This window comes from Paraburkholderia rhynchosiae (genome assembly GCF_002879865.1).
In the GTDB taxonomy this organism is placed as follows: Bacteria; Pseudomonadota; Gammaproteobacteria; order Burkholderiales; family Burkholderiaceae; genus Paraburkholderia; species Paraburkholderia rhynchosiae.
The window spans coordinates 1-21557 of record NZ_PNXY01000059.1; the positions used below are offsets into that span (position 1 = coordinate 1).

The following is a 21557-nucleotide window of genomic DNA, read 5'->3' on the forward strand; positions in this document are numbered from 1 at the left end:
TCAGCGCAATCAGCTTCGACCAAGGCACAACACGCCGCATCTCATCGAGAAATTCCCGCTTGCGCGTGCGCTTCGTTGACAGATCCAGACCAAGACCCAACTGCGACATCACTCTTCTCCTCAACTAATTCGCGTTGGTTCCAGGATAGCTGAACGGGGCGTCAATGCCAGGACTTTTGCAGACCTTCCTTAACATCGGGTGGCGACTGCTCGCATGGCAGCGGGCGTTCTGACGCAAATAGGAAAGTGCGTTGATATGGTTTATATGCAGGACAACTTATCGAGCGGACAACACCGCCGTCCATACGGCGGATGCGGCGGTATCTGTTGGCGTCCACGATTGATGCTAGCCGTGTTCACAGAAGCGCTAGCAAGTTCAATAACACTGCTAGCGTCACCGTCCGTTTCGTTGAAATCGAGAAGTTCGATACCGCGATATTTCCCGAAGCGCTGCGCCGAAGTTGACGGCTTTTCGAAAAAAACCGATCCCGGGACCGTCTCAAGGAGAATATAGTGCGTCCGCAGTATTCCGCTGCCGAGTCCGTCACGACGCGTTCCACATCCAACAGTAGGACAACAGCAGCCAAAGCCGAAAAGTGTCTTGCCGGCTCCCTACCACTTCAACTCACAAACGGCAACTTGCTGTCCCGCGCCTGCGCGAGCATCGAAACGGTGATCTTGCGGACTTCGAGCTTGCTCTGCGTGACATGCGCGCGCAGCATAATGCCCGCTTCGGCAAGCTTTCCGCGTTCGATCAGCGTGAGCATCGTGGCGTGCTCGTCGTAGGTTGCCTCGGTGCGATGCGGCTTCAGGAAATCGAGGCGTCGCACGATGCGAATGCGCTCGGTCACTTCGTTATGCACGCGTAGCATCTCGGTGTTGCCCGCGGCTTCCACCAGCCCGCGATGAAAGCCTTCGTCGAGCCGGAACATGCGCGCCGGATCGGTCTCGCGTGCGTCGCGCGGCACGCGCCAGATGGCCTTGAGCGCGTCGATCGCGCGATGGTTCGAGCCGCTCGTCACACGCTCTATGGCAGCCAGTTCGAGCACGATGCGCAGGTCGTACAGCTGATCGAGCCGCTCGAAGTCGATGTTGGACACTTTCCAGCCGCGCCGGAAGCCGACTTCCAGATACCCTTCGCGCAGCAGACGGAACAGCGCGTCGCGCATCGGTGTGCGCGACACGCCGTAATGCTGCGCGATGCCAGTCTCCGAGAAGCGATCGCCCGGAAACAGCCGGAAGTCGAAAATGTCCTGCTTGAGTTGCAGATACACCTGCTCGGCAAGCGGGTTTGCGCCATAGACGAGTTTCGACGCATCAGGCGCCGCGTCGTCGGGTTCGTCGATCGGATCTTTACCTTCGGTCAGCCGTTTAGGTTCAATAACCGGTCTCCTGCAAATCGTCCCGACATCAGCCGCGTTTCCCGTAGGCGGCTTCCACGTCGGTCACATCGGGCGCATCGATCAGACTCACGTGCGCAGCAACGACTATCCAGCCGCCGAACGGCGCACCGTGCGTGCCAAGCCGCGCCCACGACTGCATCTGACGGCCGACGAGCGGCGTGGCGTCGCTGGTGAACGTGGTGCTGACCGTCGCATAGTCGCGGCCGAACGAAGTCACGACCGTGCGATGCCGTCTGCGCGAAGCCGGCACCGGCACGCACGATTCCCGCCACGCGCGAATCTCCTCGCCGCCGTACTGGATTTCGGCAATTCCATAGCGCACCGTTTCCGGTGCGTCCCAGAACAACACGTTCATCGTGTCGATGTCGTTATCGACCAGCGCGCGTTCGTAGGCTTCAAACGCGGCGGTCACTTCGGCGACGATCGTCGGGTCGTTGATGACATGCGAGGTGCTCAAGTGTCGGCCTCCAGCAATTGTTCGAGCGTCGCAGTCCAGCCGACGATGCCGCCTTGAGATCGGATCATCGCGAGGGTTGTTTCCTTGAACGCGGGAATGTAGCTCGCAGTCGCGTCTTCGATCACGAGACAGTCGTAACCGCGATCATTCGCCTCGCGCATCGAGGTCTGTACGCACACTTCAGTCGTTACGCCCGCAAACACAAGATGCGTGACGCCGCGCTTCGCAAGCTCTTGTCCGAGCCGCGTCGCGTAGAACGCACCCTTGCCCGGCTTGTCGATCACGAGTTCACCGTCAATCGGCGCGAGCGCGTCGATGATTGCATTGCCTGGTTCGCCCCGCACGAGTATGCGTCCCATCGGCCCTTTGTCGCCGATGCGTGCGCTTGGCTGCCCACGCAGACGTTTCGCGGGCGGACAATCGGACAGGTCAGGCAGGTGCGATTCGCGCGTGTGCACGACGTGCCAGCCGTGCGTGCGCGCATGCGCAATCAGCCGCGCGACATCCGGCACGATGTCCGCGAGCAGCGACACGTCGTTGCCGAGCGCCGCGCCGAATCCGCCCAACTCGACGAAATCGCGTTGCATGTCGATCACGACGAGCGCCGTCTTCGACGGCTCGAACTCGAACGGCGACGGTAACGCCTGGTTGACGGTCGGCATGGCAATTAACTCTTGTAAGTGCGTTCCGGCGGTGCGAAGCCGCAAGGTGTGCCATCGGTCACGCGCACCTCGGCCTCCCAGGGCAAACGATATTCGCCGCGCACCATGTCATGCATGAACGTATAGGGACAATCCTGCACGCCGCCCTTCACCGCAACGTAGCCGCGATGTCCGAACTGATAGATGTTGTTTTCGACGCCCCAATGAATACGCGCCTCGCGCACGAGATCGGGCCGCATCTCGCAGACGATGACCTCGTCCGGGCGATGACTGCCCTCCACCAGCACCGTTCCGTCGAAATCGCAGAACATGCCCTCGCCCATCGAATCGAACGTGCCGTCGCTACCGCACAGACAGACGCTCGCCGTCTGCGCGAGATTCTGGAACGCGTTCGACTGATTGGTGATGCGCCACGCGTGGCGGATCGGCGCGGTGTATCCCGCCGTGCGCAGAATGACTTCGGCGCCCTTGTAGGCGGCTTCGCGCGCCATCTCCGGGAACATGCCGTCGTGGCAGATGATGAGGCCGAGCTTCACGCCGCGCGGGCCGGTGCAGACCGGCACGCCGAGATCGCCCGGCTCCCACGGCTCGACCGGCACCCACGGATGCAGCTTGCGGTAGTAGAGCTGGATCACGCCCTGGTCGTCGATGATCAGTCCGCTGTTGTACGGATTGCCGCCTGGATTGCGCTCCATGATCGAAAAGCAGCCCCAGATGCGGTGCTCGACGCACGCCGCCTTGAACGCGGCCACTTCGGGGCCGTCGAGGCTGCACATGATCGCGTCGTCGGTGCGCATGGAAAGGCCATGCAACGCGTACTCCGGGAACACCACGAGATCCATCGCCGCGTTGTTGCGCCGGGCCTTGCCGATCAGTTCAACGACGAGCTGCGTCTGCGCCGCGAGCTGCGCGGGCGTTTCGACACTGGGATTCTGCAATTGCACGAGGCCGATTACGACGCCAGCGGGCGAGCGGTTCAATCCGCCGAGTCCACTCGAACTCATCTGTCATGCTCCATGAAAGGCGGCGGAGGTGTCCGCCACTACGGGTTGCGGATCGTCCCCGTGGCCGGCCATGTGGCGCCCGAGCACCACGCGGTCCGCGTGGTCCACGGCGGTTTCGAAAACGAGCCGCCCTTCCGCGATCACTGCGATGCGGTCGGCCAGTTCCAGCAATTCGTCGAGGTCTTCGCTCACCAGCAGCACCGCCGCGCCCGCGTCGCGGGCGGCGAGAATGCGCGCGTGAATATCGGCCACCGACGCGAAGTCGAGACCGAACACCGGATTGGCGACGATCAGCACATCGACCGGCTGGCCGAGTTCGCGAGCCAGTACCGCGCGCTGCACGTTACCGCCCGACAGCGTGCCGATCGCGCGCTCCGGCACCGGCGGCCGCACGTTGAACTCGGCAATGCGCTTTTCGGCGCATTCGCGTAACGCGCGACGGTTGAGCCGCCAGCCGCCCGCGCGCAACGGCGCGCGATCGAAGTCGCGCAACGCGAGGTTTTCCGCGACGCTGAGGTTCGCGACACAGGCATTACGCAACGGCTCCTCGGGTAACGCGAAAACTTTCAGGCGCGTCATCGCTTCGCGCGTCGCGCGGTACGCTTCTCCCTTCATGCGCATGTCGCCCGATCGCACGCTCCGCTGGCCGACCAGCGCCTCGATCAGCTCCTTCTGGCCATTGCCCGACACGCCCGCCAAGCCGAGAATTTCGCCCGCGCGCACCGTGAGCGACGCACCGCGCACTGCCACGTGTCCGCGGTCGTCCACCACCGTCAGGGCCGACAGTTCGAGCGCCACCGGCGCATCGGCGACAAGCGGCCGACGCGCAGGCCGCTGGTCGTCGATACAGGCTGTCGCGCGCGCTTCGAAACCGGCATCGCCGCCCATCATCCACGAGGCGAGGCGGTCGCGGTCGGTGTCGCGCACGGCGCAACTGCCGACGAAGCGGCCCTTGCGCAGAACCGTGACGTCGTCCGCGTAGGCCATCACTTCGCGGAATTTGTGCGTGATCATCAGTACGGTGAGATCGCCGCGCGTGGCGAGATCGCGCATGAGCCCGAGAACTTCGTCCGCTTCCTGCGGCGTCAGCACCGAGGTCGGTTCGTCGAGAATCAGGAAGCGCTGACGCAGATACAGTTGCTTCAATATTTCGAGCTTCTGCTTTTCGCCGGCCGCGAGACTCGACACCGGCGCGTCGAGTGCCAGCCGGAACGGCATGCCACGCATGAACGCGCCGAGCGCCTTGCGTTCGGCTTGCCAGTCGATTCTCCACGGCATCCCTCCACGCGCGAGAAGCAGGTTCTCTTCCACCGATAAACCCGCCGCCAGCGTGAAATGCTGGTACACCATGCCGATGCCGAGTGCCTGCGCATCGCGGGGCGAAGCAATCCGCACTTCGCGGCCGTCCGCGGCGATCTGGCCGCTGTCGAGCACGCCATAACCGACGAGACCTTTCACTAGCGTGCTCTTGCCCGCGCCGTTCTCGCCGAGCAGCGCGTGCACGGTGCCTGCGCGCACTTTGAGCGTCACGTCGTCGAGCGCGCGGAAAGCACCGAAGCGCTTACTCGCGCCGAGCGCCTCGATGCCGAGCGCGCCGGTGCGTAACGGCAGCGGTTTCATGCTGGCGAGCGTCGACATAATCAGCGCCCTAGCGCCGCAATCAGCGCGCTGGAATCCGACACCGTGCCGAATACACCGCCCTGCATCAGCACCATGTTCAGTGCCGCTTCGTGATTGCTCTTGTCGGTCGCGCCGCAGCAGTCGGCGAGGACCGTGCATTCGAAACCGCGGTCGTTCGCTTCGCGCATCGTCGTATGCACGCACACGTCGGTCGTGATGCCGGTGAGCACCAGATTGACGATGCCGCGCGTGCGCAGAATGAGTTCAAGATCGGTGGCGCAGAACGAGCCCTTGCCCGGCTTGTCGATGATGATTTCGCCCGGCAGCGGCGCCAGTTCATCGATGATGTCCCAGCCTGGTTCGCCGCGCACCAGGATCTTGCCGCACGGACCGTCGTCGCCGATGCCGATGCCATCCGTGCCAGCGCGGCGACTGCGCCAGCGCTTGTTGGCGGGAAGATCCGACAGATCGGGCCGATGCCCTTCGCGGGTATGGATGATGGTGAAACCCTGTTCGCGCATCGTTGCCAGCACGCGGCTGATCGGTTCGATCGGCGCGCGCGTCATCGACAGGTCGTAGCCCATCTTGTCGACATAGCCGCCGGTGCCACAGAAGTCCGTCTGCATGTCGATGATGACAAGCGCCGTATTGTCGGCGCGCAGCGCGCCGTCGTAAGGCCACGGATAGGGTCGGGCTTCGATGAAACGGGTCATGTGGACTCCGGTGAGACGAAATGTAGGTGGATCGCTTCGGCGGTTTCAGCGTGTGAGACTCAGTTCGCCGGGTGCACCGGCGAGGGTGCGATCGGGCCGGCAGTTGACGATCATGATTGCCAGCGTGAGCACGTACGGCGCGGCGTTGAACAGGTAGTAGCCACTGGTCACGCCCGTCGCCTGCAACGCAGGGCCGAGTGCGCCGGCTGCGCCGAACAGCAGCGCCGCCCACAGACAGCGCAGCGGCTGCCAGCGCGCGAAGATCACGAGCGCGACGGCCATCAACCCCTGACCGCTCGACAGGCCTTCGTTCCAGCTACCCGGATAAACGAGCGACAGATACGCGCCGCCGACGCCCGCGAAAAATCCGCCGACCGTTGTCGCCGCGATGCGTACGCGTGTGACCGGATAGCCCATCGCCCGCGCGCTCTCCGCGTTTTCGCCGACGAGCCGCAGCGTCATGCCCCAGCGTGTGGAGCGCAAACCCCATTGCAGGACGAACGCAAGCACGACGCCGATCAGGAACAGTGGATTCACGTGCAGCGCGTTATGCAATTGCGGTGACGCGCTCCACGCGCCGAAGTCGAACGAGCGCAGCATCGCCGCCTGCGGCTCGATGAAGGGCTTGCCGAGATAGAACGCGAGGCCGGTGCCGAACAGCATCAACGCGATGCCGAACGCGATGTCCGACACGCGCGGCAGCGAGCAGACGAGTCCGTGCAGGCAACCGAGCAGCAGGCCCGCGCATCCGGCGATCAGCACGCCCAGCCACGGTGAACCGGTCAGGTACGAGCCTGCGTAACCGCTCATCGCGCCCGACACGAGAATCCCTTCTAGTCCGAGATTCACGCGACCGCCCTTCTCGGTCAGGCATTCACCGAGGCTCACGAAAAGATACGGCGTGCTGACGCGAATCGCGCCCGCCAGAAGCGAGAGCAGTAGCACGGCAACGGGCGAGTGCAGATCAGGCATGAGTTCGCTCCAGCGGATGCGGCACTTCGGATTGCGCGAGGGCCTGCAACTTCACGCGCCACGCGGCGAGCCGTCCGCCTAGCGCCTCCCACGCGAGCAGGTTTGCGAACAGCAGCCCTTGCAAGACGAGCGTCGTTGCGTCGGGCAGATCGAGGCGGCGTTGCAGCAGACTGCCGCTCGCCTCGATGCCGCCGATCATCAGCGCGCACGCGATGATGGCGAGCGGATTTTGCCGTGCAGCGAATGCCACGAGGATGCCCGCGTAGCCGTAACCCGCGAGCAGCGAGGCGTTCGCGCTGCCCTGCACCGCCGAGACTTCGAACATGCCGGCGAGTCCGGCTGCGGCGCCGCCGAGCACGCACGCGGTCAGCGCAAGCGAGTTGACTGGCAGGCCGACGAGGCGCGCAGCGCGCGCGTTGCCGCCCGTCACGCGCATCGCGAAACCCTTGGTGCTGTGACGCACGAAGATCCATGCGCCGACGCACGCGAGCACGCCCCAGAAGAGTCCCCAATGCACGTCGAGTCCCGGCAGCGAGCCGATCGCGAACGCATCGGGCAGCGGCAGCGTCGACGGCTTGTTCAGGCTCGCCGGATCGCGCAACGGCCCTTCGACCAGATGCTTGAACAACGCAATCGCGATATACGACATCAGCAGCGAGCTGATGGTCTCGTTCACGCCGCGCCACTGCCGCAACGCCCCGACCGTGCCGATCCACGCACCGCCGGCGATCATGCCCGCCAGCGCCATCGCGGGCGTCGCGACGAACCACGGCGTGCCGTGCGGCAGCAGTTGCGGCGTGACGGCCGCAGCAAGTCCGCCGAGCGCGAGCGCGCCTTCGCCGCCGATCACAATCAGGCCGACCTGCGCAGGCAGCGCCACGCACAGCGCGGTGAGCATCAACGGCGCGGCGCGCAGCAGCGTGCTCTGCCACGCGAACGCCGAGCCGAATGCGCCTTGTGCGATCAGCACGATCGCGTCGCCGGCGGGCTGGCCCTGCACGAGCAGAAAGATCGCGAACAGCAGCAACGAGCCGGCGAGCGCCGCGAGCGTCGGCAGTGCGGGCAGCACGCCGAGCAGCGCGCGGGCAAGGCCGGGCGATCTCACCGTGGAAGCATGAGCACGCATCGTCTCTCCTTCAGTTGCGCGAATTGCGCTGTCAGCACGCGGGATTAAATCTGGCCCACCACACCCGCGACGAGATAATTCATGCTTTCGAGGGTGATGTCGGTCTGAGCGTAGGCCGTGGCGGATGCGATCGCGCTGCCGCCCTTGTTGTCCTTCAGCGGGCCCTTGAAGATGACGAACTGGCCGGCCGTCATCTGCGTCTTGACGGCGTCGGCCTTGGTCTTCGCGGCGGCCGTCACTTTGGCGCCATAAGGCGACATCTTCACGAAACCTTCCTTGAGGCCGCCGCGCAGAATGTTCGGCTGCGGCGTGCCGCTCTGCGCGTCAGTGACGAGCGTTTTGTACGGCGTCGCCCAGTCCCATTCGGCGCCCGTCAAATAGCCCTTCGGCGCGAGCGCCGCCTGGCTGGCGTGGTAGCCGCAGCTCATCGCGCCACGCTTCTCTGCCGTTTCGATGACGACCTTCGGACCGTCGACGTGGCAGGTCAGCACGTCGCAACCCTGATCGACGAGACTGTTGGTCGCTTCGGCTTCCTTGACCGGCATCGACCAGTCGCCCGTGAAAATGACGTGTGCCGTAATGGACGGATCGACCGACTGCGCGCCGAGCGTGAACGCGTTGATGTTGCGCAGCACCTGCGGAATCGGCTTGGCCGCGACGAAACCGAGCTTCTTGCTCTTGCTCATGTGGCCCGCGACGACGCCGTTCAGGTACTGGCATTCGTCGATGTAGCCGAAATAGCTCGCGATGTTCGACGGGTTGCCCTGCTTCCAGAGGCCGCCGCAATGCGCGAAACGCACCTTCGGATACCTGGCCGCCATCTTCAGTACATGCGGATCGAAATAGCCGAACGAGGTGGCGAAAACGAGCGTCGCGCCATCCTGCTCGATCATTGCTTCCATCGACTTCTGCGCGGCCACCGTTTCGGGGACATTTTCTTCTTCGACTACCTTCACGTTCGGCATCTTCTTGATGACCGCGGCGGCCTGCGCCTGCGCCTGGTTGTAGCCATAGTCGCCCTTCGAGCCGACGTAGATCACGCCGACGGTGAGCTTTTCGGCAGCCAACACGCTTTCAAACGGCAGCACGCTGCCGAGTGCGAGCGCGCCCGCCTGCTTGATGAAGTCGCGACGTTGAGTCATGGTGGGGTTTCCTTGAGTTGGTCGTTCACTGCGCTCTGAATGCTGGATTTCCGATGACGGGCATCAGGCGTTCGGCTGCGGCGCGCGGTGCGCGAGATATGCGCGCCAGCCGCCGTAAGCGGTAATGTCGAGGGCGCCCGCGTCGCGTGCGATCGCAGAGGGCTCACAGACGAAGCCCTTCACGCTGCGTCCGTCGATGGTCTCCAGCGTGCCGATGGCGAGCGGCGCGGGCACGGCGGCGACGAACGCGCCGAACGTGCGCAGCGGCACTTCCCACAGTTCGATAGCGATGGCTTCGCCTTCTGCCGCGTCGCCCGCGCGGCGCACGAGGCCGGGTTTCGGCGGCAACGTGCCGGCGAGTGCATAGAGCCGGTAGTGAGGCGCAGTCGTCGTGGCTTCGACGAAGCGCGCGCCGGCTTGCAGCAGCTGCCAGTTCAACGGCTCGCCCCGCAGATGCGCACCGACCACGGCGAGCATGACGACCGGTTCCTGGATCGGCAGCGGCTGGCTCGCGATCGCGTCGGCATCGCGTTGCGCAATGGCTTCGCCGAACAGCGCCTGAATGCGCGCGCCGAGCACCGCGAGCTGCTGGTCCGCGCCCGCTGGTCCGATCAGCGTCACGCCAGCAGGCAGACCGTCGGCGCGCGGCACGCCGGGCACGGCGAGCGCACACAGATCGAGCAGATTGACGAAGTTCGTATAGACGCCCAGACGGCTGTTCACCTCGATCGGATTGGCCTCTACGTCGGCGATGGTCGGATGCGTCGGCGTGGTCGGCACGATCAGCACGTCAGCGTGCTCAAAAAGCGCTGCGGCCTGGCGCGCTAGCCTCGCAAGCGCGTACTGCCCGTCGAACGCGGCGGCCGCATCGAAACGGTCCGCCTGGCCGATCACCTTCGCGACGGTTGGGTCGATATCGTGGTGATGTGTTGTAAAGAATGTGCCGAGCGCGGCGCGGCGCTCGGCCACCCACGGGCCGTCGTAAAGAAGCGCGGCGACCTGCTGCAACGGCGCGAAGGCGAATGTCGACGGCGTCAACGCGAGATGCCTGGCGATGCCATCCATGGTCGCGGCGAAGGCGGCCGATGCATGGTGATCGTCGAAGAACGTGAGCGCGTCGGGAATCGCGATGCGCAATGGCGAGCGCTGTAAACCGCGCGAGGGCAGCGGCCTTGAGTAAGCGTCCAGCGGGTCATAGAACGCGAGCCGCTCGAGCACTTGCCACGCATCGGCAACGTCGTGCGCGAACACCGACAGCGTATCAAGCGTGCGACACGCCGGTACGACGCCGCGCTTGCTGACGAGCCCAAGCGACGGCTTGAGCCCCACCAGCCCATTGAAGCCCGCAGGCACGCGTCCGGAACCCGCGGTATCGGTGCCGAGCGCGAACGCGACGATGCCCGTTGCGACCGCAATCGCCGAACCGGAGCTCGATCCGCCCGACACGTATTCATCGCGCGTGAACTGACGCACCGCGCCGTACGGCGAACGCGTGCCAACCAGACCCGTCGCGAACTGATCGAGATTGGTCTTGCCGACGAGAATCGCGCCCGCGTCCAGCAGACGCGCCACCGCGAACGCCGTTTCGTCCGGCGTGTAGGCGAAGGCATCGCATGCGGCGGTTGTCGGCAGGCCGGCGACGTCAACGTTGTCCTTCACCGCGAACGGCACGCCGAACAGCGGCATGCGGGCGAAGAGCGCGGGGCCTTCGTCGGCGAGCAGACGTTCGAGTTCGGTGGCGCGCGCGACGAGCGAGGCTTCGGACACGCGAAGGATCCAGGCTTCCGGACGATGGGTGGTGGCAAGACGTTGCAGCACTGTGGCGACCGTGTCGCATGGCGATGTTTCGCCTTGACGATAAGCGTCTAGCAGCGCGCGAACCTTGAACGGAGCAATGCGTTCCATGAGTTCAATCTTGAATACAAGTTGAACGATGGAAGGCAGGCTTTGTGCCAGGTTTGCTGGCACAGACCGTAAATGCTTATCCGGAAAGGCTTTGCGACTATCGATTCCACTTCCTGACGGTGCATGTCTGGCGGTCGCAGAGCCAGGCGCGCTTCATCGTGGAACGTTTCCCGGTGCTTCGGTGCACTGATTCACGGAGGCTGTGCACCGCGCAGCCGTTTGCTTCAACCAGCGTGATCGACAACCCCACATGGCCGCGCTAAGACACGCGCCGCGGCTGTCCGGCCACTACGAACCGGTGCATAGGCCGACGGCAGAACGGAGAGGGAACCTTTCTGCAGGCCCCACTATATTCGTCGCCCCCTCCGTCGACCTGACAGTACCCAAGCTCGCACAGCCGGTACTCGATCTTCGGACTAACTACCTCGCCAGCCATCGCCGGAAATCTTCCCCGCATCAGCTCGCAGAGCCCGCTTCCATAAGCTTGCTGACGAACTGCTTAAAGCTTGGCAACAGAAGCCTGTTCGCATAGCCGCTGAGGTGATCGCCATCGAAGACGAGCGGCCGGCCGTCGGCGGTGTGCGTCGAGCAGACCGAATCTGGGCACAGTGGTGGCAACGGGTCCCATACGCTAACTTCGGGGACCCCCCGCACGATGTGCGCATAGGATTCGAGCACTGGCGCCCGCAAGGCTTCCAGATCCGCACGGGCGATGCGGTCGCCGCCGGAACAGATGGGATTGTCGCGATTGAACCAGTCAGAACATCGGAACGGCTGGCTCCGAAACTCGGGCGTCGGCCCTTCCAGGATGACCTTCGCCCCTTTGGCTGCCAGTTTCTGCAAGATTGGAATGGCCTCTCGCACGCCGTCTACCCGGCTTTGCACGGCCTCTGGACCAAACATGTAGCCCCAGGCGCTCGAGTCGTCGAAGCGGGCCCACTCGTCGGAGAAACGTGGCAGTCGCAGCGAAGGCATGAAGACCACGTCACCGGGCCTGACCTGCGCCTCGATTTGAGCGATTGCCGCATCCGTCCCCGGCGCACAGCTCGCCACCTCATTTTGTTTGCGCGGCAGCAAGACAATGAACGGACAGCCTCCATTGTTGTACGCGAAGACCTTCACGCCAGTATCCCGGGCGAATTCGCGCAACATCCTGTTGTAGGCCATGGCGTGCGAATCGCCGATCACGTACAGGCGCCCCCGATAGGTCGCCGGAAGCGAACATCCCGCACGTGAATATGTCCATACGGGCCCCCCGTTGAGCTTCGTCCTATTCCACGTGTCCAGACATCCGTCATTGCTGGGCTCAAGGGGGCGGCTCGGATACCAGTCGTCGGCACGTTGTGACACCACGCTCAGCGACATGTTCAGCTTCAGCTGGGCTGCCTGAATGCCGAGCCACAATAGCGCTCCGCACGTCAACGTAGCTAAGCCCGCACCTACGAGAGCGGGACGCCGCATGCCTTTCAGGACCGCCGAGCGCCGCACAGGATTCTCGACGTAGTACCAGGACGCTGTCCCCAGCGCGAAGGTCAGTACGGCCGCAAGTAGGCGCCAGACAGGCGCATCGATCCCCGTCGTCCACCGCAGCAGCACGATCACAGGCCAGTGCCAGAGATAGAGCGAATATGACATCTTGCCGACGAGAGTCACCGCTGGTGAAATGAGCAGCCTGTGCAGCCAATCCCGCGGGACTCTTCCGTGCAGCGCGTACAGTACGCCAAGCGTGCCGGCAACCGGCAGCAGCGCTCCCGGAAAAGGAAGCTGCTCCGGGCTCAAGACCTTGAAACCGGCCGCAAGCAGCACCAGCGAACCACCGAGCAATGCCATCGAACCCAGCGTCCCATTGCGGTCGATCACGCCGAGCGGGCGCTTCGCGAGCGCAAGCAACTGGTATAGGAGGATCCCGGATGCCAATTCCCAGAAACGCCCTGGAATCAGGTAAAAGTCGAGCCCGTTATCTCGCCTCGAAAGCCACCATGCGCTCAACACGGACAGAGCGAGCCCGCCGGTGAACAGAACAACGCAAAGCGTCTTTCTCGGACGTTTGCTCACCCACATGAAGAAAAGCAACGGAAAGATCAGATAAAACTGCTCTTCTACGCCAAGCGACCAGGTATGCAGGTACGGGTTGAATTCGACGCGTGGCGAAAAATAGTTATCACCTGTCACCGCGAGCACCAGATTGCTCAACCCAAAGAAAGCAAAGAAGCCGGTGTATTTGTTGGTATCGCTCAGCCACGCGTTTGGAATGAACAGTGCTGAAAACAAGCCGGTCACCAGCAGGCACACAACGAGCGCTGGCACGATCCTCTGCACTCGACGCGAATAGAAATAGAACACGAAGCGCGAAAACTGCATCGATTCGAGGTTTCCAACGGATGCGCTGACAACAAACCCGGAAACCACGAAAAAGATGTCGACTCCTGCAAGCCCGCCGGGTAACCACTGCGCGTACAGGTGATAAACGATGACCGACAATACTGCGACCGCACGCAAACCGTCGATGTATGCCGCGTGCGCAGGACGGGTGAGTTGCGGCGCAGTAGTATCGTTATGGCGTGGATTCATGGCATGAGAGTTAATGAGCTCGGTCGGAATCCGTGGACGCCAACGGGTTTAGGAGCGATTTTGTCCAGGTAGAAACGCTGCGTGAAAACCGCGGGAGACAGATAGTCAAGCTGCGCTTGTGTCCGCTGCCAGGAATAAAGGATCTCGATGTATTCCGTGACCTCTTGCTGCGCCTGCTGCCAATTGGCGAACCGCCGACGATAGGCCAACTCGCTCTTCAGCGCGCCCCAAAATGATTCGATCGATGCGTTGTCAAAGCAGTTTCCTCGTCTGCTCATTGAGGCTTGCATGTCGAACTGGCTGACAAGATTCTGGTAAGCATGCGCGCAATATTGGCTGCCGCAGCCTGTGGTGAATCAGACCGGCCGGCGGTCGGTGCGACGCGGCCGCCCGAAACACCGCCTGCATCACCAGATGCTTGGTCATACGCTCGCTCGTCGCGTAACCGACCAGCTGTCCGGCTGATTTTGCATATTTCATCTCGACAAATAACCAGAAAAAGCGAAGGTGCCGCTTTCCCTTTCTCTCGTTTGCTTTTGCGTACGATTGTGACGTAAAAAGTTTAGGGAAATGTATAGGCCCGCGATGTGTCTCGTGCGCTGCCCCACAGAAGCGATAAGAAATGCCGACTTCATCGTCGAGGAACTTGATCGTCGAGGAACTTCATCGACGGAACCGGAGGATCCATCGCGCATCGGTGCGACGCGGCACGGACAGTCGTGTCTCAGAACACGGTGGAGGGAGCTTGGGCAATGCCAGCGAAGAGACGCCAGGCTTCAAATCGCGCGGCGAGCTGTTTGCGATAGAGCGAGGCGCGCAGCAGATGACGCTTGAGCGCGAAGTGCTGGCGGATCGGACCGAAGCATGACAGGAATGACTGCGTGCGTTCTGGCAAGCGAAAATCTATAACCGCGGCGCAGCAAATCTGCGCGGTACCCGAAGTACCATCGTCGGGATGGTCATCAACGATCTGACTAACCCCTTCTTTGTCGAGTTGCTCGTCGCCATCGAGCGGGTACTCGCGCAGTCCGGATATACGACGCTGATGGCGCACACTGCCGAAAACGTCGCGACCCAAACCCGTGTTCTGCCATCGATGCGTGAGCAGAATGTGGCCGGCCTGATCATGTCTCCTGCGTTGGGTACATCCGAGCAACTGCCGGACGAGATCAAGTCCTGGGGAATTCCACTTGTCCTTGTCATGCGACCGATGGGCACTGATGTCGACACGGTCGGAGTCGAGAACAGCATTGGATTCGCTCTCGCGACGGAACATCTCATTGCTCAGGGCCATACACGTATCGCATTCGCCGGCAATCGAACGGGGTATGCGGTTGCGAACCAGCGCAGGCAGGGCTACCTCACGGCAATGGCCAGTCATGCCCTGCCTGTCGCCGACGAGTGGATCATCGACGTTGAACTGACTCCGGAGGGCGGTCGCAAAGCAGTCCGCTCCATCTTCGAGATGCGGCCTCGTCCGACGGCGGTGGTTTGCTATAACGACCAGGTTGCGTTTGGCGTGTTGCATGAGCTGGACCGAATGGGCAAACGTGCGGGCAAGGCGCTCGCGGTCGTTGGCTGTGACAATGTGATGGCGGCAGAACATACCAATCCGCCGCTCACTACTCTTTTCGCCGGTGCGGACAAACTCGGCACGATCGCGAGTGAGACGCTGCTGGCCAGGCTCGATCCAGCGGCGGACGGAAAAGAACCACCCGTGCAGTACTTCGCCATTGCGCAGCTGGTCGTCAGGGAATCAAGCGTGGGCTCCGCGGGGCGCCACCCGCCTCTGTCGATCGATCCCACCCGCACAGAACGTCGCGTTGCAGGCCAGCGGCCATAGACTTCTGTCCCCTTGATGCATCGCGCGTCAGCCAGAGGGGCTGGCCGGATCGTGGCGGGCCGTCTGGCTAATCCCGAACCGACCAGGCTACCCGCCTACGAATCGGTGGATTGCCTTTCAGCCCCCAGCGATCGCGTTTCACAGCGTAAAGCCCATCTGGTCCTTGCCGAGTTCAGTCAGGTCTGTCTCCGCCGCACGTCCGACAAAGTCGACTTCGAAATTGTCCGCAGGAAAGTCCGGCGGGCTATCTCCGTTGAGAAACGTCGGCAGCTGGCGTTTAAGGTAGGCGTCGTTCTTTGCACACGCTGGCGCAGCCGATATGTACATGACGTTGCTGTAGCCCTTGCCGCGATGGACATCTTCGACCGCGTGAATCACGTCGCTATGCCAGAAGACGGTGTCCCCTGCCTGCATCAGTGGAATGGAGGACAACGCTTCCTGAAGCGGACCATGCCACTCGCGCTTGATCGAAAGTGCGCGGCCAGGTAATGCGCCGCACAGATCGTCGTCTGGCACGTCATCCTGGAGAGCGCGCAACAACACATACACCATGGCGTTGGCAATTGGCACTAGCTGAAGCGTGCCGTCTCCCGGACCTTGCGCAGTGAGCGCTGTCCAGCCCTGGAAAGTACGGAACATCGAACAGACAGTCGGTGACGGAATCTCTCTCGCCTCGGGGCGATACGCGGCATCGAACGCGTCATAGCGGCGCCAGTCGCCACTAAACACGTGTCGATAAACACGCCGGAAATTGTCGTCAAGCCAACGTTCGACCGACCCCCCGTCGCAATGAGCAGACAGCCCGAGCGACTCGGAGCCGGGGGGGCGACGCCGCAGCCGGTCCGCGTACACCGGAACGCGGTCGGGATCGAAATGAACGCGCCCTTCGCTGTCGTGTTTCCAGAGGCGGTTCAGAAAGACCCGCGTCTGAGTGAGTTCGGGCGCCTGGCGCGCTTCGACCTGAGGCTTCGACCAGTAAATGCCATAGATCTGGGGCTTGCTCGAAGCGAGGTTGCCGAAGTACTTGTCTTCTGCACGATGCGCGAGTTTTTCGTCGAGGTCATTGGACTCGACATACTCAGCGACCTGCGCGTCCCAGCGTTCAGCGCGCTCGCGGCTGAACACCCCCCGGACCACGCAGGCTCCTCGATCCTTGATCGATGCGATCTGCGCGGCGCTCACCCGGTCAGCCGCGATATCCGCATACTGGATTTCAGGAATGACGGACTCACCGCCGCGGGCACGCTGCTCCACGATGGTAGCGACCTTGCGCTGAATTTCAGCTTCTACCTCCTGGAATACTTCCTTATAGTTCGGAAGGCTGGCGCGCAACAGCTTTTTAACCGCCCGAATAGCGGTCGGTAAATCGTCGATGTGAAGGGATTCCATGGTGGCGTCTCCTGGTGTTCTTTGATGACTGAAGCTTAGCTTGGGCCATGATGGATGGGTGATACAATAAGGCCAACTTCTTTGCGATTCCAGCCATGAAGCCTCTATACGAACATGTCGAGATGAGCGCCGGATGCTCCGTGCGGGTTTATCACCGGAAGCTTCCGCGTATTCCGTTCGAATGGCACCATCACCCGGAATATGAACTCACCCTCACGATGAACAGCCGCGGCAAGCGCTACATCGGTGACTCGATCGCCGGGTACGAGGGCGATGACCTGGTGCTCGTCCCGCCGGACTTACCTCATACCTGGTCGTCGAACCGTTCAATCGACGACAGCGCCCCGCAGGTCGCTATCGTCATCTGGTTCGAAGGCGACTGGGCGCGACGACTGGCAGATTGCTGCCCCGAGTACGAAGCACTTCATCGGCTTCTGCGGCGCGCGGCCTGCGGCCTCGCGTTCAGGGCAGAAGCCGGGGCAACGGTACGTAGCCGGCTCGACGGTCTTTTGTCAGCGTCTCCAAGAGAGAGACTCAGCGTTGCGCTGGACATCCTGTGCACATTGGCCGATGAAGAAGCACGGCCACTCGCGTCCCCCAACGCATTCGATCAGAGCAACGTGGGGCGGCCTTCCGGCCACGAGCCGGAGCGGATAAATCGGGCGTTAGCAGTTATCGAGGCACGGTTCGCCGAACGGCTGACACTGGCGGAATTAGCCGTCGCCGCGACCCTTTCAGAGCGCACGCTCAATCGATACTTTGTTCAACATATCGGCGAAAGTGTCGGGAAGTATGTGAGCCGTGTGCGAATCGGTCACGCATGTCGAATGCTCGCAGACACCTCATGGCCCGTGTCGGTTATCGCGGCCCATTCAGGATTTCCCAACGTTGCCAATTTCAACCGTCAATTTCGCGCGCTGAAAAAGACGACTCCCGCGGCCTATCGGAAAGAGTTTGCTGGTCAGCCCCGACATCAACTGAATGCCCCGTTGACACTGGAGGCGAGGTCGCCATCCCTGGACCGCTCATGAATGGCGTTCAGGTGGTGACTAAGCGGACCGCTTGACTCGCGATATCGTGTGCGATGAAGCTGCGGCCCCCGCTCCCGTACTTTCGATAACCGGACGCGTGCGCTGGGAGGTTCGCGCCGCTGCCCCCCGGATCGATTCCACGAGCCGGTCCAGATTTGCAAATTCGAGTCGCTGCGTCGGTACGATCACCGCAAGCGATCCGACCGCTTCACCGGAATCGTCCGTGAACAGCGGCGACGCCAGTGCAGAAACGCCGCTTTCCAGTTCGTCCCTCGACAGATAAAAGCCCGCGCGTCGGATCTTGAGCAGCGACGCCCGGAACTCGTCGAGAGTCGCCCCGAGGCCGCTTTGCGCAATCTCGAGTACATGAAGTTCGAGTTCATGGAAATGTACTCACGGCACGGCTCGCATCTCTGCCGAGAGTTGCACACCGCGCGCAGAGCCAAATTTTGCGCTCCATTACCTACCCCGCTTAAGCCACAAGCCATGGTCGCGAAAGACCGCTGACGAGTTGCTATGCCGACTCAGCGTTCGTAGCCTTCAACCACTCCTGACCTTCCAATCACGGCCGGCGACTATCTGGCGGTCGGCCCTTTTTCGCTTCCTGGGTAGCGCCGATGGATACACGAGGAATTGTCGATAAACCGGGCATTCCAAATCCGAGCAAATCGGTAATCTGCGAGAATTCAGTGAACGGAAAAAGCTTCGCTGCCTGAATGCAACCATTCGGATCCCCCATGACTGAGCCTCGTCTGACATTCCTTGACCAGAATGAATGGGAAAACTGGTTGACGCAAAACGGAAGTACCTCGACCGGGATATGGCTGCGCCTGGCCAAAAAGGGCGCCGGGCAGCCAACCTTGACTTACGAACAGGCGCTGGAAAGTGCCCTCTGTCATGGCTGGATCGACGGTCAAAAACAGACTGAAAGTGAAGGATACTGGTTGCAACGCTTCACTCGACGCTCCGCAAAAAGTATCTGGTCGAGGCTCAACAAAGACCGGGCCGAAGCGCTGATCGCCGCAGGCAGAATGCTTCCCTCTGGCATGCGAGAAATCGAGAAAGCCAAAGAGGATGGCCGCTGGGAGGCTGCATATACCTCGGCCAGCAACTCGGTCGTGCCGGACGATCTGCAGGCCGCACTGGATGCCAATCCCAAGGCAAGCGCCTTCTTTGCGACGCTGAACGGCCGAAACCGCTACGCCATCCTGTTTCGGATACAGAATGCGAAAAAGCCCGCAACACGGGTCCGCAAGATCGAAGAGTTCGTCGGCATGCTGAATCGCGGCGAAACCATTTATCCCTAGGCCAGGAAGTTTTACAGCCGACGAAAGTCGCCGGACGATGCCGCGCTCGAGGCGCGCAACTTGCAGCGCTTCCACGCCACAGCGCTGGCGAGCGTCGATCAATGCTGGCTTACGGTTTATTTATCTCTTTGGCCGCTATTCGCGCGCGACCGGCCATGACGAAAATCCGGCTGGGCGTCGGATTTTGACCGATAGCACCGGTTCGGTGAACGTTTTCCAGTGCCAACCTTGGAATCCTCAACGGCAGCTTTCCGGCGGTTCGTGTGAACGCGTACTGCCGGCCAATAGCAGCCGGTCAATCGTGCATCTCCAAAACAGCCATTCACAAAGATTTTGACCCTCAGAGCATTGCTATACTGGTGGCGAATATTCAACACGGCTCAAAGGTACGGTCAATAAAAATCATGAATAACCTTGCCAAAAATTTACTCGAACATACTGCCGTTTTGCTGGTTCCGACAATGATTTCGTGCGCCGCGACCGCCGCAGATGCGCGACGCGATCCTACGGCCGTCCTCAGCTCGCTGGCGGACCGCATATACGTTTTGGGAGAAACGACCGGCAAGGTCGACGATATGGTCGCCGCCGAAGCGAACGCGGCCGAGGAAGTCCGCCAGTACGTAGCGGGAGGCTCGACCGACGGACTTCTCGCAAAAGAAAAAGGCAAGCAGTCCCCTCTAGCGGCCGCTGCCTACATGGGCTACCCAAACGTTGTAGCGGCGCTGCTCACTTCCAGTCTTGTAAGGGCCCATATCAACGACGCCGATGAAATGGGTGTGACACCGTGGATCGCCGCGAATTTGTCTATGAGGCAGAGTTTATGGGCATGCAATCCTGCAGTAGTCGACAATCCGTTCAAGTTTGTGCCAATGTTAGTTACACAGCCTTATTACATATCTAATCCAACACCTCCGTATAAGAAAACGCGTGAGCTGCTGGAAGAAGCGGGAGCATCCTCCGACATGGCTACGGCAAAGGAGGTGTGGCTCGCAAACTGCAAGAACCAAACGGAAGAGACAAAGACCAAGGTGCAGGCCAGCACTGAGGTGCAGAAAACTGTTCAAGAACTTGGCGCGGCTGATTTGACCTCCCTGATGATCAAGCTTCGAAAGACGGCCGCACAAGCGCAACAAAAGCAGTGACCGGTCCCACCGGACGCTGCTGGCCGTCCGCTTTTGCAAGCTGGCTATTTCGGCAACGGGTCGCGTGCTGTCGATCGCAACCGTGCGAGGGTCGGGGGCGCATGCCGATTGCATAACGCAGTGGTCGGCCACGAACGGCCGGTGGGAAACACGCAAACATGGAAGTGGAACGTCGGGCTTCGCATTTGGAGAACGGACCTTCGCGCGTAGATTCATGCCGGCGGTACAGGTGAGCAATTCGCAATAAGCCCTTTGGACGGGGACTCTTTGCTAATCTTGCAGAAGTGGTTATTGCTGTCTCTCTTTCGGGCCGATCTATCTATATCGACATGAAAAAAAATCTCCGTCTCACCTTGCTTCGGCGGTACGTATTTCTCGGCTGCTTGATGTTGACCGGTGCAATCGCTGCAGAAGGACCGGAAGACGTTGTCAAGGCGTCGGTGCCGAGGCTAGGAGACGGCTTGCTGCAATTTGCCATTCCAGCATCTCTGAGCCCTAAAGTCGCTGACGATTATTTCACGCTGTCGACGGATTTTCCCGGTTTTCATGAGCCTGATAACTCGGGAACGAGAGTGCGCAGCGTTTTCGTTATCGTCCGGACGAGGCCCGAGTTCGGCACGCTCGCGCTCAATATTCTGAATGGCCAGAAGGCCAATTTGAAGGAAATACCAGCGCAAGCGGGCTGCCGTGCGTTTACCGAGACCGTGCCGGGAAAGAACACATCGCTCATATATTTTTTGTTTGACGACGAGCACGGGAATCCGGTGGTCGTCACCAATCCCGGCGGCTGGAGCGCGTCCTATCATTGGGAACATGCTTTCAAAGAAGGCTACGAAATAAAAGCGGAAGTCAGCAAAAAATATGGCACTGATTTTCGGCGTCTTGACAAGGAATTGGTGACCTTAGTCGATTCCCTGATACGGCGCTGAGAAACTTCAGTAGGGTATAGCGGATTTATCCATTACCAGACGAGTAAAACGAGCCAGCCGTGGGGAATTGCGTTCGGCCAAGAGTGAAAGGCAGTTACAGAGCTGAAAGCGGGCATCGACGCATGACTAATACCTTTGGCCGCCTAGGGTCGCGTGATGCCCTCGCAGGCCAGCGGGGTTCAAGCTGCGTATGCAAAGTGCATGAGTCGGCACCCGGCCAATTCCGGCCGCTCGACGCCGGTGCGTATATCGTCAACAATCCATGCACAACTGTTAGGGTGCGTGGCGCCCAAAACCGCGGAGCCACTGCGTGAGGAAGTCAAGGGGAGTCATTTCAATGG

General features: G+C 61.5%; 18 protein-coding genes and 3 pseudogenes. 5 read left to right on the top strand and 16 right to left on the bottom strand.

Translation table 11 applies throughout. The annotated features are described in order from the left end of the window. The 14 genes and pseudogenes from C0Z16_RS35305 to C0Z16_RS35370 form a co-directional block, all read right to left on the bottom strand. Positions 1–109 (bottom strand): annotated as a pseudogene (locus C0Z16_RS35305) (IS5/IS1182 family transposase); the annotation flags it as partial. Positions 110–620: 511 nt separating this feature from the next. Further along, positions 621–1346 carry a GntR family transcriptional regulator gene (locus tag C0Z16_RS35310; RefSeq protein ID WP_102636605.1) on the bottom strand — a complete coding sequence of 242 codons (726 nt, stop codon included), beginning with the start codon at positions 1344–1346 and terminating at the stop codon, positions 621–623. 64 nt (positions 1347–1410) lie between these two features. Next, positions 1411–1860 carry an oxalurate catabolism protein HpxZ gene (gene hpxZ, locus C0Z16_RS35315; RefSeq protein WP_102636606.1) on the bottom strand — a complete coding sequence of 150 codons (450 nt, stop codon included), beginning with the start codon at positions 1858–1860 and terminating at the stop codon, positions 1411–1413. Further along, on the bottom strand, positions 1857–2522 hold the full coding sequence (locus tag C0Z16_RS35320; RefSeq protein ID WP_102636607.1) for a cysteine hydrolase family protein: 666 nt from the start codon (positions 2520–2522) through the stop codon (positions 1857–1859). Before C0Z16_RS35320 ends, hpxZ begins: the two co-directional genes overlap by 4 nt. 5 nt (positions 2523–2527) lie before the next feature. Then, entirely contained in the window at positions 2528–3526 is a 999-nt protein-coding gene (locus tag C0Z16_RS35325; protein WP_102636608.1) for a formamidase, read from the bottom strand. A 3-nt stretch (positions 3527–3529) separates the two neighbouring features. Next, the gene (locus tag C0Z16_RS35330; RefSeq protein ID WP_102636609.1) at positions 3530–5164 is read right to left on the bottom strand and encodes an ABC transporter ATP-binding protein; all 1635 of its coding nucleotides are present in this window, start codon (positions 5162–5164) and stop codon (positions 3530–3532) included. Between the two features lie 2 nt (positions 5165–5166). Beyond that, positions 5167–5859, bottom strand: coding sequence for a biuret amidohydrolase (biuH, locus tag C0Z16_RS35335; protein WP_102636610.1), 693 nt, complete (start codon positions 5857–5859; stop codon positions 5167–5169). A gap of 45 nt (positions 5860–5904) precedes the next feature. After that, the gene (locus C0Z16_RS35340; RefSeq protein WP_102636611.1) at positions 5905–6831 is read right to left on the bottom strand and encodes an ABC transporter permease; all 927 of its coding nucleotides are present in this window, start codon (positions 6829–6831) and stop codon (positions 5905–5907) included. Continuing rightward, positions 6824–7957, bottom strand: coding sequence for an ABC transporter permease (locus C0Z16_RS35345; protein ID WP_102636612.1), 1134 nt, complete (start codon positions 7955–7957; stop codon positions 6824–6826). The genes C0Z16_RS35340 and C0Z16_RS35345 overlap by 8 nt, the downstream gene beginning before the upstream one ends. A 44-nt stretch (positions 7958–8001) precedes the next feature. Then, positions 8002–9099, bottom strand: coding sequence for a BMP family ABC transporter substrate-binding protein (locus tag C0Z16_RS35350; RefSeq protein ID WP_102636613.1), 1098 nt, complete (start codon positions 9097–9099; stop codon positions 8002–8004). A 63-nt stretch (positions 9100–9162) separates the two neighbouring features. Then, the gene (atzF, locus tag C0Z16_RS35355; RefSeq protein ID WP_102636614.1) at positions 9163–11004 is read right to left on the bottom strand and encodes an allophanate hydrolase; all 1842 of its coding nucleotides are present in this window, start codon (positions 11002–11004) and stop codon (positions 9163–9165) included. A 456-nt stretch (positions 11005–11460) separates the two neighbouring features. Then, positions 11461–13575: an acyltransferase family protein gene (locus C0Z16_RS35360; protein ID WP_102636615.1), complete on the bottom strand. Its 2115-nt coding sequence runs from the start codon at positions 13573–13575 to the stop codon at positions 11461–11463. Then, positions 13572–14034, bottom strand: a pseudogene (locus tag C0Z16_RS35365) (IS3 family transposase); the annotation flags it as partial. The pseudogene C0Z16_RS35365 and the gene C0Z16_RS35360, both read right to left, overlap by 4 nt. A gap of 265 nt (positions 14035–14299) precedes the next feature. After that, positions 14300–14476: pseudogene (locus C0Z16_RS35370) on the bottom strand (IS6 family transposase); the annotation flags it as partial. 54 nt (positions 14477–14530) lie between these two features. Here C0Z16_RS35370 and C0Z16_RS35375 point away from each other — a divergent pair. Further along, positions 14531–15418 (top strand): substrate-binding domain-containing protein, encoded by an 888-nt coding sequence (locus C0Z16_RS35375; protein ID WP_244201491.1) that lies wholly within the window; start codon positions 14531–14533, stop codon positions 15416–15418. A 138-nt stretch (positions 15419–15556) separates the two neighbouring features. On the opposite strand, the gene C0Z16_RS35380 is transcribed toward C0Z16_RS35375, so the two are convergent. After that, complete coding sequence (locus C0Z16_RS35380; RefSeq protein WP_102636617.1) at positions 15557–16807, bottom strand: DUF1479 domain-containing protein; 1251 nt, start codon at positions 16805–16807, stop codon at positions 15557–15559. Positions 16808–16902: 95 nt separating this feature from the next. On the opposite strand from C0Z16_RS35380, the gene C0Z16_RS35385 reads away from it, so the two are divergent. Then, entirely contained in the window at positions 16903–17838 is a 936-nt protein-coding gene (locus C0Z16_RS35385) for a helix-turn-helix domain-containing protein (protein ID WP_102636618.1), read from the top strand. A gap of 18 nt (positions 17839–17856) precedes the next feature. Here C0Z16_RS35385 and C0Z16_RS35390 read toward each other — a convergent pair whose 3' ends face one another. After that, positions 17857–18195: an IclR family transcriptional regulator domain-containing protein gene (locus C0Z16_RS35390; protein ID WP_279635100.1), complete on the bottom strand. Its 339-nt coding sequence runs from the start codon at positions 18193–18195 to the stop codon at positions 17857–17859. A gap of 380 nt (positions 18196–18575) precedes the next feature. Here C0Z16_RS35390 and C0Z16_RS35395 point away from each other — a divergent pair, with 380 nt between their 5' ends. The 3 genes from C0Z16_RS35395 (at position 18576) to C0Z16_RS35405 (ending at position 21216) form a co-directional block, all read left to right on the top strand. After that, positions 18576–19145 (top strand): YdeI/OmpD-associated family protein, encoded by a 570-nt coding sequence (locus tag C0Z16_RS35395; protein ID WP_102636619.1) that lies wholly within the window; start codon positions 18576–18578, stop codon positions 19143–19145. Between the two features lie 404 nt (positions 19146–19549). Next, positions 19550–20287 (top strand): hypothetical protein, encoded by a 738-nt coding sequence (locus C0Z16_RS35400; protein WP_244201492.1) that lies wholly within the window; start codon positions 19550–19552, stop codon positions 20285–20287. Between the two features lie 329 nt (positions 20288–20616). Further along, positions 20617–21216: a hypothetical protein gene (locus C0Z16_RS35405; protein ID WP_102636620.1), complete on the top strand. Its 600-nt coding sequence runs from the start codon at positions 20617–20619 to the stop codon at positions 21214–21216. Positions 21217–21557 lie beyond the last annotated feature (341 nt).

Bases quoted from the DNA above. Each gene is read 5' to 3' on its own strand.
- C0Z16_RS35320 (WP_102636607.1), bottom strand. From the start codon at position 2,522: ATGCCGACCGTCAACCAGGCGTTACCGTCGCCGTTCGAGTTCGAGCCG.
- C0Z16_RS35325 (WP_102636608.1), bottom strand. From the start codon at position 3,526: ATGAGTTCGAGTGGACTCGGCGGATTGAACCGCTCGCCCGCTGGCGTC.
- C0Z16_RS35330 (WP_102636609.1), bottom strand. From the start codon at position 5,164: ATGTCGACGCTCGCCAGCATGAAACCGCTGCCGTTACGCACCGGCGCG.
- biuH (WP_102636610.1), bottom strand. From the start codon at position 5,859: ATGACCCGTTTCATCGAAGCCCGACCCTATCCGTGGCCTTACGACGGC.
- C0Z16_RS35340 (WP_102636611.1), bottom strand. From the start codon at position 6,831: ATGCCTGATCTGCACTCGCCCGTTGCCGTGCTACTGCTCTCGCTTCTG.
- C0Z16_RS35345 (WP_102636612.1), bottom strand. From the start codon at position 7,957: ATGCGTGCTCATGCTTCCACGGTGAGATCGCCCGGCCTTGCCCGCGCG.
- C0Z16_RS35350 (WP_102636613.1), bottom strand. From the start codon at position 9,099: ATGACTCAACGTCGCGACTTCATCAAGCAGGCGGGCGCGCTCGCACTC.
- atzF (WP_102636614.1), bottom strand. From the start codon at position 11,004: ATGGAACGCATTGCTCCGTTCAAGGTTCGCGCGCTGCTAGACGCTTAT.
- C0Z16_RS35360 (WP_102636615.1), bottom strand. From the start codon at position 13,575: ATGAATCCACGCCATAACGATACTACTGCGCCGCAACTCACCCGTCCT.
- C0Z16_RS35375 (WP_244201491.1), top strand. From the start codon at position 14,531: ATGGTCATCAACGATCTGACTAACCCCTTCTTTGTCGAGTTGCTCGTC.
- C0Z16_RS35380 (WP_102636617.1), bottom strand. From the start codon at position 16,807: ATGGAATCCCTTCACATCGACGATTTACCGACCGCTATTCGGGCGGTT.
- C0Z16_RS35385 (WP_102636618.1), top strand. From the start codon at position 16,903: ATGAAGCCTCTATACGAACATGTCGAGATGAGCGCCGGATGCTCCGTG.
- C0Z16_RS35395 (WP_102636619.1), top strand. From the start codon at position 18,576: ATGACTGAGCCTCGTCTGACATTCCTTGACCAGAATGAATGGGAAAAC.
- C0Z16_RS35400 (WP_244201492.1), top strand. From the start codon at position 19,550: ATGAATAACCTTGCCAAAAATTTACTCGAACATACTGCCGTTTTGCTG.
- C0Z16_RS35405 (WP_102636620.1), top strand. From the start codon at position 20,617: ATGAAAAAAAATCTCCGTCTCACCTTGCTTCGGCGGTACGTATTTCTC.